Source organism: Klebsiella sp. 141251 (assembly GCF_050600725.1).
Classification (GTDB): Bacteria; Pseudomonadota; Gammaproteobacteria; order Enterobacterales; family Enterobacteriaceae; genus Klebsiella; species Klebsiella aerogenes.
The window spans coordinates 111,300-124,591 of sequence record NZ_JAQIRG010000003.1 but is presented as its reverse complement, the minus strand read 5'-3'; the positions used below and the strand labels follow the sequence as shown (position 1 = coordinate 124,591).

11 protein-coding genes are annotated in these 13,292 nt (G+C 53.7%); 7 read left to right on the top strand and 4 right to left on the bottom strand.

Annotated features, from left to right (window positions below; all coding sequences use genetic code 11):
- The first annotated feature begins 22 nt into the window (after positions 1-22).
- On the top strand, positions 23-997 hold the full coding sequence (locus PGR09_RS08325; RefSeq protein WP_213797725.1) for a helix-turn-helix transcriptional regulator: 975 nt from the start codon (positions 23-25) through the stop codon (positions 995-997).
- On the opposite strand, the gene cobO is transcribed toward PGR09_RS08325, so the two are convergent.
- Both cobO and PGR09_RS08315 read right to left on the bottom strand, forming a co-directional pair.
- Complete coding sequence (gene cobO, locus PGR09_RS08320; protein WP_045393160.1) at positions 969-1,559, bottom strand: cob(I)yrinic acid a,c-diamide adenosyltransferase; 591 nt, start codon at positions 1,557-1,559, stop codon at positions 969-971. The genes PGR09_RS08325 and cobO overlap by 29 nt on opposite strands.
- A complete protein-coding gene (locus PGR09_RS08315; RefSeq protein WP_015366220.1) occupies positions 1,556-2,317 on the bottom strand; it encodes a YciK family oxidoreductase in 762 nt (253 codons plus the stop codon). The genes cobO and PGR09_RS08315 overlap by 4 nt, the downstream gene beginning before the upstream one ends.
- 251 nt (positions 2,318-2,568) lie before the next feature.
- Here PGR09_RS08315 and sohB point away from each other — a divergent pair, with 251 nt between their 5' ends.
- The gene (gene sohB / locus PGR09_RS08310; protein WP_047045013.1) at positions 2,569-3,615 is read left to right on the top strand and encodes a protease SohB; all 1,047 of its coding nucleotides are present in this window, start codon (positions 2,569-2,571) and stop codon (positions 3,613-3,615) included.
- Positions 3,616-3,697: 82 nt separating this feature from the next.
- Here sohB and PGR09_RS08305 read toward each other — a convergent pair whose 3' ends face one another.
- Positions 3,698-3,949 (bottom strand): YciN family protein, encoded by a 252-nt coding sequence (locus PGR09_RS08305; protein WP_015366222.1) that lies wholly within the window; start codon positions 3,947-3,949, stop codon positions 3,698-3,700.
- A gap of 410 nt (positions 3,950-4,359) precedes the next feature.
- Between PGR09_RS08305 and topA the strand changes: the two genes are divergently transcribed.
- The 4 genes from topA (at position 4,360) to acnA (ending at position 11,701) form a co-directional block, all read left to right on the top strand.
- Positions 4,360-6,957: a type I DNA topoisomerase gene (topA, locus tag PGR09_RS08300; protein WP_430916037.1), complete on the top strand. Its 2,598-nt coding sequence runs from the start codon at positions 4,360-4,362 to the stop codon at positions 6,955-6,957.
- Positions 6,958-7,269: 312 nt separating this feature from the next.
- Entirely contained in the window at positions 7,270-8,244 is a 975-nt protein-coding gene (gene cysB, locus PGR09_RS08295; protein WP_015705738.1) for an HTH-type transcriptional regulator CysB, read from the top strand.
- A gap of 245 nt (positions 8,245-8,489) precedes the next feature.
- On the top strand, positions 8,490-8,648 hold the full coding sequence (locus PGR09_RS08290) for a YmiA family putative membrane protein (protein WP_072056445.1): 159 nt from the start codon (positions 8,490-8,492) through the stop codon (positions 8,646-8,648).
- A 380-nt stretch (positions 8,649-9,028) separates the two neighbouring features.
- Positions 9,029-11,701 carry an aconitate hydratase AcnA gene (gene acnA / locus PGR09_RS08285; RefSeq protein WP_430916036.1) on the top strand — a complete coding sequence of 891 codons (2,673 nt, stop codon included), beginning with the start codon at positions 9,029-9,031 and terminating at the stop codon, positions 11,699-11,701.
- 46 nt (positions 11,702-11,747) lie between these two features.
- Here the strand turns inward: acnA and ribA are convergent, their stop codons facing one another.
- Positions 11,748-12,338 carry a GTP cyclohydrolase II gene (gene ribA, locus PGR09_RS08280; protein ID WP_015366227.1) on the bottom strand — a complete coding sequence of 197 codons (591 nt, stop codon included), beginning with the start codon at positions 12,336-12,338 and terminating at the stop codon, positions 11,748-11,750.
- Between the two features lie 163 nt (positions 12,339-12,501).
- Here ribA and pgpB point away from each other — a divergent pair, with 163 nt between their 5' ends.
- A complete protein-coding gene (gene pgpB / locus PGR09_RS08275; protein WP_045393152.1) occupies positions 12,502-13,260 on the top strand; it encodes a phosphatidylglycerophosphatase B in 759 nt (252 codons plus the stop codon).
- Positions 13,261-13,292: the final 32 nt, after the last annotated feature.

The window sequence follows — 13,292 nt, the reverse complement described above, 5'->3', positions numbered from 1 at the left end:
ACAAAAGTTCAGGAGGTAATCCGTGTTCCCGTTTTCAGTGACGCATCCTCGTCAGGTAACGCAAAGCGGGCAGCCGGCGACCAATAGCGGCTACGAGCTGATCGCCTTCGACGCCGAGAAACTCAACGTCTTTGCCGCCGAGGTACGCTACTGCGAACCTCACTGGCACCCGGCGCCGGAGCTAATCACCGTCCTTCATGGCGGTTTTACGCTGGCCGTCGGTCAGCGGGAGTGGCTATTGCGCGAGGGCGATATGCTGTATATCAACGCGGAGGAAGTGCATTCACTCAGCGCGGAGATGGCCGGTAGCCAGCTGGTCACCGTGCAATTTTCGCCAGGTCTGTTTGATGAAATGCATCCCTCTCCGCGGCTGGAGTGGTGTACCGCCGGACGTATTGCGCAGAACGCGGATTGGCAGGTGCGCCAGCGGCTAACGGCGCTGCTGCAACAGCTCGTCGATAACCGTACGCCATTCCAGCGCATCGCGGCAATTTATTTACTGCTTGATGCGCTGGTGACGGCAGGGGAGCCGCAGGAGCGCGAAGAGAGCTCGCTACGCGAAGAGTCGATGATTAAAAAAGGCATTGATTATATTAATCTGCATTACGATCGGCCACTGACGTTGAGCGAAGTGGCCGAGCACAGCGGCATGAGCTATTCGTGGTTTTCCCGGCTGTTTAAGCGGGTGAGTCGTTACAACTTTAAAGAGTATCTGACTCTGGTACGGCTGAATAAGGCCCGTAATCTGCTGCGGGATACGCGTACGCCGATCACCGAAATCAGCCATAGCTGCGGTTTTCAGGAGCACAAATACCTGATCGCCGCCTTTAACAAATACTGCGGACTGACGCCGACCGAGTACCGTAAACGCTTTGTTTCGCGGCAAAACGTCCTCGACCAGCAGCTGGCGCTCGGCGAGGACTGTGTATGCCTGCCATTAAACGGCCAACTGCTGGCGCGGCTGGCGGTTAGTAATCAATCCCCATCTGCGCTTTAACCCCCGCGTCAAAGGCATGCTTTATCGGGCGTAGCTCGCTGACGGTATCGGCTAACTCGATAATTTCGCGATGGCAGCCGCGCCCGGTAATCATCACCGTTTGATGCGCAGGGCGGTTTCTCAGCGCCGTCAGCACCTCTTCCAGCGGCAGATAGTCATAGGCCACCATGTAGGTAAGTTCATCCAGTAGTACCAGATCCAGGCTGTCGTCGGCCAGCATGCGCCGCCCGTGCTGCCAGACATCGAGGCAGGCAGCGGTATCGCTTTCGCGATTTTGCGTATCCCAGGTAAATCCAGTGGCCATTACCTGAAACTCGACGCCGTGCGGCTCCAGTAAATTACGCTCGCCGTTAGGCCAGGTTCCTTTGATGAATTGCACCACGCCGGCTTTTTTGCCGTGTCCAACCGCGCGGGTGACGGTACCGAAGGCGGCGGTAGTTTTGCCTTTACCGTTTCCGGTAAATACCATGATCAGCCCGCGTTCTTGCTGGGCGGCGGCGACCCGCGCATCGACTTTGTCTTTTACCCGCTGCTGGCGCTCGCGGTAACGTTGATCGCTCATTGGGATATCCCTGGTTTACGCCCTGGCTGGGCATCAAAGGTCATACCGGTTTTACGTCGGCTATCGTCGCCCATCAGCCATAAATAGACCGGCATGATATCGGCAGGGGTTTTCAGCTTTTGCGGATCTTCGGTCGGGAAAGCGCTGGCGCGCATTTTGGTGCGCGTCCCGCCAGGATTAATACAATTTACCCGCAGATGACGGCTTTGGTACTCTTCGGCCAGTACCTGCATCATCCCTTCGGTGGCGAATTTCGAGGCCGCGTAAGCGCCCCAGTTGGCGCGGCCCTGGCGGCCAACGCTGGAAGAGGTAAACACCAGCGAACCGGAATCAGACTTGAGTAATAAAGGAAGAAGCGCCTGGGTGAGCATAAAAGTGCCATTAACGTTCACCTGCATCACCTGCTGCCATACCTCAGGATCCTGCTGGTCCATCGGACATACGTCGCCAAGCAGGCCCGCGTTGTGCAATACGCCGTCGAGACGCGGGTAGTGAATGGCGATTTTCTGCGCCAGTTGCTGGCACTCCTGCGGCGTGCAGGTCAACAGGTCGAGAGTGAACCAGCGTGCCGCAATACCGCCAGCCTGTTCAATTTCTTGCGCGACGCCGCGCAGCTTTTCTTCATTGCGGCCGACCAGTACCACGCTTGCGCTGTAGCGCGCATAGGTAAGGGCGGCTTCACGGCCGATGCCGTCGCTGGCGCCGGTGACCAGAATGATACGGTCTTTAAGTAGGTGATACTGCGGTTGATAGTGCACGGCGACTCCTCTGCTGGCCTGCTTATGGCCACATCTTATTCGGTATCTTACTTTTGCGCTTTATGCCTCAAACGATTGATGATTGCAATCAGTCAAAGGGAAACTCTTCGCAGAATTAATATCTTGCAACGATTTCATTGCGACAAAAAAAACGGGAATGCGCCTCGCAGCGCACGGAAAGCGCAGAGACTTGATGATAAAGGCTGATGTACACTGTGCGTCAACGTCAGTGCTTTACACAAGGTGAAAACGTGGAATTACTTGCTCAATACGGCTTATTTTTAGCCAAGGCTGCGACTATCGTCGTTGCCATTGCGGTTATCGCCGCCATTATCGTTAATCTGACACAGCGTAAGAAGCAGCGCGGCGAGCTGCGGGTGACGAATCTTAGCGAGCAATATAAGGAGATGAAAGAAGAGCTGGCGGTGGCGCTGCTAGATGGCCCGCAGCAAAAACTCTGGCATAAAGCGCAGAAGAAAAAGCATAAGCAGGAAGCCAAAGAGGCCAAAGCGCGGGCAAAATTGGGCGCCGCGGAGCCCAGCGGCAAGGCGCGTATCTGGGTGCTGGATTTTAAAGGCAGCATGGATGCCCACGAGGTAAGCGGCCTGCGCGAAGAAATTACGGCGGTGCTGGCTTCGGCGAAGGCGCGCGACCAGGTGGTGGTGCGTCTGGAAAGCCCCGGCGGGGTGGTTCACGGCTATGGCCTGGCTGCATCGCAGCTGCAGCGCTTACGTGATAAACAGATCCCACTGACGGTTGCGGTCGATAAGGTCGCTGCCAGCGGCGGCTATATGATGGCCTGCGTGGCGAACAAAATCGTCTGCGCGCCGTTTGCTATCCTTGGCTCGATTGGCGTAGTGGCGCAGATCCCCAACATCAATCGCTTCCTGAAAAACAAAGACATCGATATTGAACTCCATACCGCCGGGCAATATAAACGCACGTTAACCATGTTGGGTGAAAACACCGAGGAAGGCCGGCAGAAATTCCGCGAAGATCTCAATGAAACCCATCAGCTTTTTAAAGATTTCGTACATCAGATGCGCCCGTCGCTGGATATCGAAAAGGTAGCGACCGGCGAGCACTGGTACGGCGTGCAGGCGCTGGAAAAAGGGCTGGCGGATGCGGTACAGACCAGCGATGAACTCCTGTTGAGCATGATGGATAACCATGAAGTCATTAGCGTGCGTTATCAGCAGCGTAAGAAGTTGCTCGATCGCGTTACCGGTAGCGCGGCAGAAAGCGCGGACCGTCTATTACTTCGCTGGTGGCAGCGTGGGCAAAAGCCCTTAATGTAAGATAAAACAACGCGAGGCTGATACCTCGCGTTGCTGTTTCTGGCTGGCTTAAGCCGAGAGCCGGCCCATCAATGACTGGCTATTAATCAACCAGGTGATACTTATCTGACAACTCATGAGCGAGATACTTGAACATGTTAAATACCGCGGTGCTCTTCGCTGTCGGCAAACCTTGCTCATCAAGATAAAACTCGCCGCTGAACACCAAAACCCCGTTACGCTGAACGACGTTGGTGGCTTCAATTCCGGCTAACGTATCTTCATGATCGCGAATGAGTTGATTGGCAATTTCAAGTAACGCCTGGCGTTCGATGGGTTGGGTTGTACCTTGCATAACGGACTCCTGTAGTTCTTCGCCGGTAGTCTACGCCGCGAGAGGGCAACGGGCAAATTTTCCATTGATTGTGCAGGGGTAATTGCAACTGGCTAAGAAACATCACTTTACTGGCGGAGTTGGCTTTTGCATGCTAATAAAGTTGCGTAACGAATTTTATCAGGTACAGTGTGACGCTTTCAGCGATCTGGCAACAGATTTGCTTGACATTCGGCCAAAAATTCTTCGTGCTATGCAACCTGGCTCGCTAAAGCCAGCAAACTCAGCTATCTGGTTTTATGGATGTGAAACTGGGCGTGCAGAGGGTTGATATCCATCGACGTGGCCGCAACATATCAGGCACGTCGCTAGTGGATGGTGAATCAATGTGCGATGTATTCCTGGATGAATTAAATTAGGTAAAGGTGAATATGGGTAAAGCTCTCGTTATCGTTGAGTCCCCGGCAAAAGCCAAAACGATCAATAAGTATCTGGGTAATGACTACGTGGTGAAATCCAGCGTCGGTCATATCCGCGATTTGCCGACCAGTGGCTCAGCTTCCAAAAAGAGCGCCGACTCTACCTCCACCAAAGGGGCTAAAAAGCCTAAAAAGGATGAACGTGGCGCTCTGGTCAACCGCATGGGTGTAGACCCATGGCACGACTGGAATGCGCATTATGAAGTACTTCCGGGTAAAGAAAAGGTAGTTTCAGAACTCAAACAGTTGGCGGAAAAAGCCGACCACATCTATCTCGCAACCGACCTTGACCGCGAAGGGGAAGCCATTGCCTGGCACCTGCGGGAAGTTATCGGTGGTGATGAGCAACGGTACAGCCGCGTGGTGTTCAACGAAATCACCAAAAACGCGATTCGTCAGGCCTTTGAGAAGCCGGGCGAGCTGAATATCGATCGTGTTAATGCCCAGCAGGCGCGCCGCTTTATGGACCGCGTGGTGGGGTATATGGTTTCTCCACTGCTGTGGAAAAAAATTGCCCGCGGTCTGTCCGCTGGCCGCGTGCAGTCTGTCGCAGTCCGCCTGGTCGTTGAGCGCGAACGCGAAATTAAAGCCTTCGTTCCGGAAGAGTTCTGGGAGATCGACGCCAGTACTACCACGCCGGGCGGCGACGCGTTACCGTTGCAGGTGACTCACAAGAATGACAAGCCGTTCCGTCCGGTTAACCGTGACGAAACCATGGCGGCCGTCGCGCTGCTGGAAAAAGCGCGATATAGCGTGCTGGAGCGCGAAGATAAGCCGACCAGCAGCAAGCCGGGCGCGCCGTTTATCACCTCCACGCTGCAGCAGGCCGCCAGTACCCGTCTTGGCTTCGGCGTGAAGAAAACCATGATGATGGCCCAGCGTCTGTATGAGGCCGGCCATATTACCTACATGCGTACCGACTCTACCAATCTGAGTCAGGATGCGCTGAATATGGTACGCGGCTATATCGGCGATAACTTCGGCAAAAAATACCTGCCTGAAAGCGCGAATCAGTACGCCAGCAAAGAAAACTCGCAGGAAGCGCACGAAGCGATTCGTCCTTCTGACGTGAATGTGATGGCGGAATCGCTGAAAGACATGGAAGCCGATGCGCAGAAGTTATATCAACTGATTTGGCGTCAGTTCGTCGCCTGTCAGATGACGCCGGCAAAATACGACTCAACCACCCTGACGGTACAGGCTGGCGAGTTCAAACTAAAAGCCCGCGGTCGTACGCTGCGCTTTGACGGCTGGACGAAAGTGATGCCAGCGCTGCGTAAAGGCGATGAAGACCGGACGTTACCGGTGGTCAATCAGGGCGACAGCCTCAGCCTGGTGGAACTGACACCTGCGCAGCACTTCACCAAACCGCCTGCGCGTTTCAGCGAAGCCTCGCTGGTAAAAGAGCTGGAAAAACGCGGCATCGGTCGTCCGTCCACTTATGCGTCGATCATTTCGACTATCCAGGACCGCGGCTATGTACGCGCCGAGAACCGCCGCTTTTACGCTGAAAAAATGGGTGAAATCGTCACCGACCGTCTGGAAGAAAACTTCCGCGATCTGATGAACTACGATTTTACCGCACAGATGGAAGATCGCCTCGATCAGGTGGCCAATCATCAGGCCGAGTGGAAACAGGTACTGGATAACTTCTTTGGCGATTTCACTTCCCAGCTACAAACGGCTGAGAAGGATCCTGAAGAAGGCGGTATGCAGCCGAACCCAATGGTGCTGACCAGCATCGACTGTCCGACCTGCGGGCGTAAAATGGGCATTCGTACCGCCAGTACCGGGGTATTCCTCGGTTGCTCTGGCTACGCTTTGTCGCCGAAAGAGCGTTGCAAAACCACCATTAACCTGGTACCGGAAAACGAAGTTCTCAACGTGCTGGAAGGCGATGATGCCGAAACCAACGCGCTGCGCGCTAAACGTCGCTGTCAGAAATGCGGCACCGCGATGGACAGCTACCTTATCGATCCGAAGCGTAAACTGCATGTCTGCGGTAACAACCCGACCTGCGACGGCTACGAGATTGAAGAGGGCGAGTTCCGTATCAAAGGCTATGACGGCCCTATCGTGGAGTGTGAGAAATGTGGTTCCGAAATGCACCTCAAAATGGGGCGTTTTGGTAAGTACATGGCTTGCACCAATGACGAATGTAAAAATACGCGTAAGATCCTGCGTAATGGCGAAGTGGCTCCGCCGAAGGAAGATCCGGTGCCTTTACCGGAACTGCCCTGCGAGAAGTCCGACGCTTATTTCGTCCTGCGCGATGGCGCGGCGGGCGTTTTCCTGGCGGCAAACACCTTCCCGAAATCACGTGAAACACGTGCGCCGTTAGTGGAAGAGTTGTACCGCTTCCGCGATCGTCTGCCTGAAAAGCTGCGTTATCTGGCCGATGCGCCGCAGCAGGATCCTGAGGGCAATAAAACGCTGGTACGCTTTAGTCGTAAGACCAAGCAACAGTACGTCTCCTCCGAGAAAGAGGGTAAAGCGACCGGCTGGTCCGCCTTCTTTATCGACGGTAAATGGACTGAAGTGAAAAAGTAACCTTCTGAATGGGCCGCGATGCGGCCCATTCTTTCTTCGATTTTCCTCGCACTACCGCCTCGTCATTGTCGCTTTATAACCGACTTATTATTTTTTGTTACCATCTATACACTGTAGATATAAATGATATAGTGGTTATAGCGAATCACTTTTTTATTATTAAATCGTCTTATACACCATCGGTCTCAGCACGCGTAGTGGCGCAGGTTCGGCGTGCCGCAGGGCATCTCTGGCATTTTGCCGCCGGCAGGCAGCAGTCTGAACGTAATGGGTATTAAGCGGATTCATTTGACGCGTTTACGGATATCAGCCATGAAACTACAGCAACTCCGCTACATCGTTGAGGTTGTTAACCATAACCTGAATGTCTCCTCTACCGCCGAAGGCTTGTATACTTCACAGCCAGGCATCAGCAAGCAGGTACGCATGCTGGAAGATGAGTTGGGAATTCAGATATTTGCCCGCAGCGGTAAGCATTTAACTCAGGTCACTCCAGCCGGTCAGGAAATTATTCGCATCGCGCGTGAAGTGTTATCTAAAGTTGAGGCCATTAAATCCGTGGCAGGCGAGCACACCTGGCCGGATAAGGGCTCGTTGTACGTTGCCACCACCCATACGCAGGCGCGTTACGCGCTCCCTGGAGTGATTAAAGGCTTTATTGAGCGTTATCCTCGGGTCTCTTTGCATATGCATCAGGGGTCGCCGACGCAGATTGCAGAAGCGGTTTCGAAGGGTAATGCCGACTTTGCCATTGCTACCGAAGCGCTGCATCTGTACGACGATTTGGTGATGCTGCCGTGCTATCACTGGAACCGTTCAATTGTGGTGACGCCGGACCACCCGCTCGCTTCGAAAGGTTCGGTGACCATTGAAGAGCTGGCGCAGTATCCGCTGGTAACTTATACCTTCGGCTTCACCGGACGTTCTGAGTTGGATACCGCGTTTAATCGCGCCGGGCTGACTCCGCGTATCGTCTTCACGGCGACTGATGCCGATGTTATCAAAACCTATGTGCGCTTAGGGCTTGGCGTTGGAGTTATTGCCAGCATGGCGGTCGATCCCGTGTCCGATCCAGACCTGGTAAAACTCGATGCCAATGGTATTTTCAGCCACAGCACCACCAAGATAGGCTTCCGCCGAAGCACCTTCCTCAGAAGTTATATGTATGATTTTATTCAACGTTTTGCGCCGCATTTGACGCGAGATGTGGTCGATACGGCCGTGGCGCTACGTTCGAATGAGGATATAGAGGCCATGTTCAAAGATATTAAACTGCCGGAAAAATAATCGAATTGATAAATGGCATTTCCTCCGGGGTGTGCCATTTTCTATTATGGACCTTATCAGAACTTATAAACCTCGTTGTAATCACATTTCTACGGATTTTCACTTCGTTATTTCTCCAATATACCCGCTGCGATCAAAATAACGGTTAAAAGCCTTTTACCTGTTCCTGAATTAGCTGGATCTACTTTATATATCTTATTAAGATTTATCTGTACCTGATGATTTTAGCAATTGGTGGTGATGAAATGATAAACAATATCGATTATGCAAAGCTCGCGATGTCGTATGAACGTCACAAAGCGGAAATCGATCCAACGCTGCGCAGTCAGGTCTGGGGCTCACTACTGATGGGGCTTAGCGCTTTCTGGTGCATCGTTGCATTATTCATCTGGATTATTAGCTAAAGCAGTTTATCAGAGAAGGTTATATTTCACTTTTGTGACAAAAGGAGGTTGGTAAAATTAGCACCCGGAATTGTGGAACACGGTGGAAGAAATTATTTTCCGACTTATCAGCTTTAAATGTTAATCCATCCTGAGCTAATCATTGTCTATCCGTGATTAGCTCTTTTTCTTTTCCCGTTCAGTGAATAGGTTCGGAACTTACTCAACCTCATCAAATATCTCCGTGCTGTAACACTGTTATCTTCAAAATTTCTGAACTGTATGGTTTTGTCAATTTTAGCAATTTGAGTTGTTATCAAAGTGTTATGTCAAGTTTGTGTTATCTTTAATAAAGACCCTGAGGAGTTCAGGGCATGCATCCCTGTGATAAAGGAGGAGCTATGTCGTCAACACTACGAGCAGCCAGTAAGGATACGCTACAGGTCAAAGACAAAACCTACCATTACTACAGCCTGGCGCTGGCCGCTAAACAACTGGGCGATCTCACCCGACTGCCCAAATCCCTCAAAGTTCTGCTTGAAAACCTCCTGCGCTGGCAGGATGGCGAGTCGGTGACGGAACAAGATATTCAGGCGCTGGCCGGCTGGCTGCAGAAAGCGCATGCCGACCGCGAAATAGCCTATCGTCCGGCGCGCGTATTGATGCAGGATTTTACCGGCGTACCGGCGGTGGTCGATTTAGCCGCCATGCGTGAAGCGGTAAAACGGCTGGGCGGCGATACGGCAAAGGTGAATCCGCTCTCGCCGGTTGACCTGGTGATTGACCACTCGGTAACGGTGGACCGTTTTGGTAATGAAAACGCCTTTGAAGATAACGTGCGCCTTGAAATGGAGCGAAACCACGAACGTTATGCTTTCCTGCGCTGGGGGCAGCAGGCCTTCAGCCGCTTTAGCGTTGTGCCGCCGGGAACCGGGATCTGCCACCAGGTGAACCTTGAATATCTCGGCCGTGCCGTGTGGAGCGAACTACAGGATGGCGAATGGGTGGCTTACCCGGATACGCTGGTGGGTACCGATTCGCACACCACCATGATTAACGGTCTGGGCGTATTAGGGTGGGGCGTCGGCGGGATTGAAGCGGAAGCGGCGATGCTTGGGCAGCCGGTATCCATGCTTATACCTGATGTCGTCGGTTTCAAGCTGACCGGTAAACTGCGTGAGGGGATCACCGCGACTGACCTGGTGCTGACAGTGACCCAGATGCTGCGCAAACATGGTGTGGTTGGCAAGTTCGTAGAATTCTACGGCGACGGTCTCGACTCGTTACCGCTGGCCGACCGGGCCACCATTGCGAATATGTCGCCAGAATATGGCGCGACCTGCGGCTTCTTCCCGATCGATGCGGTAACCCTCAGCTATATGCGCCTGAGCGGGCGCAGCGAAGAGCAGGTGGCATTGGTTGAAGCTTATGCCAAAGCGCAGGGGATGTGGCGCCAGACGGGGGATGAGCCGGTATTCACCAGCACCCTGGCGCTGGATATGGGTACGGTTGAGGCCAGCCTCGCCGGGCCGAAACGGCCGCAGGACCGCGTCGCGTTGGGCGATGTGCCGAAAGCGTTTGCCGCCAGCAACGAACTGGAAGTGAATCAAACGCAAAAATCGCGTCAGCCGGTTGATTATACTCTCAATGAGCAACGCTATTCGCTGCCGGAAGGCGCGGTGGCGATTGCGGCAATCACCTCATGTACCAATACTTCCAACCCGAGCGTGTTAATGGCCGCCGGCCTGCTGGCGAAGAACGCCGTTGAGCGCGGCCTGAAACCGCAGCCGTGGGTGAAAGCCTCGCTGGCGCCGGGTTCGAAAGTGGTTTCTGATTATCTGGCGCATGCGGGGTTGACGCCTTATCTCGATGAATTGGGCTTTAACCTCGTAGGGTATGGTTGTACAACCTGTATCGGTAACTCCGGGCCGTTGCCGGAACCTATCGAAGAGGCAATTAAAAAGGGTGACCTGACCGTGGGGGCGGTGCTCTCCGGTAACCGCAACTTCGAAGGTCGTATCCATCCGCTGGTGAAAACCAACTGGCTGGCGTCGCCACCGCTGGTCGTGGCCTATGCGCTGGCTGGCAATATGAACATTGACCTGACCCGTGAACCGCTTGGGGTTGGTAAAGACGGTAAGCCGGTGTTCCTGAAAGATATCTGGCCGAGCGGCGAGGAGATTGCTCGCGCGGTGCAGCAGGTTTCCACCGAGATGTTCCGTAAAGAATATGCCGAAGTCTTCGAAGGTACCGAGGAGTGGAAAGCTATTCAGGTAGACCGTTCCGATACCTATCGCTGGCAGGATGACTCTACCTATATTCGCCTGTCGCCATTCTTTGATGAGATGGGCGTTGAGCCGAAACCGGTAGAAGATATTCACGGCGCGCGGCTCTTGGCGATGTTAGGCGATTCGGTGACTACCGACCATATCTCTCCGGCAGGAAGTATCAAGGCAGACAGCCCTGCAGGACGCTATTTGCAGGAGCACGGCGTGGCGCGCGCCGATTTCAACTCTTATGGTTCACGACGTGGCAACCATGAGGTGATGATGCGCGGTACCTTTGCCAATATTCGTATCCGTAACGAAATGGTGCCGGGCGTGGAAGGGGGGATGACGCGTCATTTACCAGACACGCAGCCTGTTGCCATCTACGATGCGGCTATGCTGTATAAAGCCGAGGGCACGCCTCTGGCGGTGATTGCCGGTAAAGAATATGGTTCAGGTTCCAGTCGCGACTGGGCGGCAAAAGGGCCGCGTCTGTTGGGCGTGCGGGTAGTGATTGCCGAGTCCTTCGAGCGTATTCACCGCTCCAACCTTATTGGCATGGGGATATTACCGTTGGAGTTTCCGCAAGGCGTGACGCGTAAAACGCTACAGCTGACCGGCGAAGAGCGGATCGATATCAGTAACCTGCAGGCGCTGCATCCTGCGGCAACGGTTCCAGTCACCATCACCCGCGCCGATGGACAGCAGGAGGTCATTCAGTGTCGCTGTCGTATCGATACCGCGACTGAACTTACCTACTATCAGAATGACGGCATTCTGCATTATGTGATTCGTAATATGCTGTAAAAGAAAGGGCCAGCGAATGCTGGCCCTGATTCATTCTGGAGCTGACTTATTTATTCAGCAGATGCCCCATCTTGGCCGCTTTGGTATCCAGGTAGTGTTCGTTTTTCGGGTTACGGCCGACGATGAGCGGAACGCGTTCGACGATATTGATTCCCGCCTCGGTCAGAATTTCGACTTTCTTCGGGTTGTTGGTCAACAGTCGAACCTGCTCAACGCCGAGCAGTTTGAACATATCGGCGCACAGCGTAAAATCGCGCTCATCGGCGGCAAAGCCTAGCTGGTGGTTGGCTTCGACGGTATCGTAACCTTGATCCTGAAGCGCGTAGGCGCGAATTTTATTCAGCAAACCGATATTTCGGCCTTCCTGACGATGATAAAGCAGGATCCCGCGCCCCTCTTCAGCGATGTGCGACAGCGCCGCTTCCAGCTGAAAACCGCAATCACAACGCAGACTAAAAAGGGCATCGCCCGTCAGACATTCTGAGTGTACGCGAGCCAGTACCGGGGCTTGCCCCGAAATATCGCCATACACCAGCGCGACATGATCCTGCCCGGTTGCCAGTTCTTCAAAGCCCACCATCAGGAAATCGCCCCAGGGGGTTGGCAGTTTGGCTTCTGCCACACGTTTAAGCTGCATGTGATTCTCCAGATTCTGACAGCACCTGAATGTGCTTTCTGTTTACTACTATTTTGCCACAACGCCGCGACGTTCTCCTAATTACCAACGACCGCCTGCGCGGAAAGCGCACAAACGATCTACTTTCCGTTATGATATTCAGAAGGAAAGAGAAGGAGATATGATGCTGTTGATTGCCAAAAGGACCGCCATCGGGGCGGCGCTATTGCTTGTTATGCCCGTTATAGTCTGGCTCTCCGGCTGGCAGTGGCAGCCGGGTCAAGCCCCGGCCATGTTGAAAATGTGGTACTGGGTGACTGAAACCGTCACCCAGCCGTGGGGAATAATTACTCATGTAGCGCTATTTGGCTGGTTTTTGTGGTGTTTACGGTTTCGTCTGCGCGAAGCGCTGGTGCTGTTTCTCATTCTCGGCGCCGCCATCCTGGCAGGTCAGGGGCTTAAATCCTGGATCAAAGAACGGGTGCAGGAACCACGGCCATTTGTGATTTGGTTAGAAAGAACCCAACAGGTACCGGTGGCGCAATTCTATGAGTTAAAACGTAAAGAACGCGCTAAACTGGTGCATGAGCAATTGGCTGAACAACAGACAATACCGGGATTCTTGCGTAAACACTGGCAAAAAGAGACCGGTTTTGCCTTTCCGTCCGGCCATACCATGTTTGCCGCCAGTTGGGCGCTGCTGGGGGTAGGACTGTTGTGGCCACGTCGGCGCTGGGTGACTATCGGCCTGCTGTTGGGATGGGCTACTGCGGTCATGGGCAGCCGTCTGGCGTTAGGCATGCACTGGCCGCAGGATCTTATCGTGGCGACCAGCCTTTCCTGGCTGCTGGTTACCGCGGCGACCTGGCTCACGCAGCGTTTTTGCGGCCCGTTAACCCCGCCTGTCGAAGAGGCGACGGATATCAAAAAACGCGCAACCTGACGCCGTTTATGTTGAATTTCGCGACACCTGGC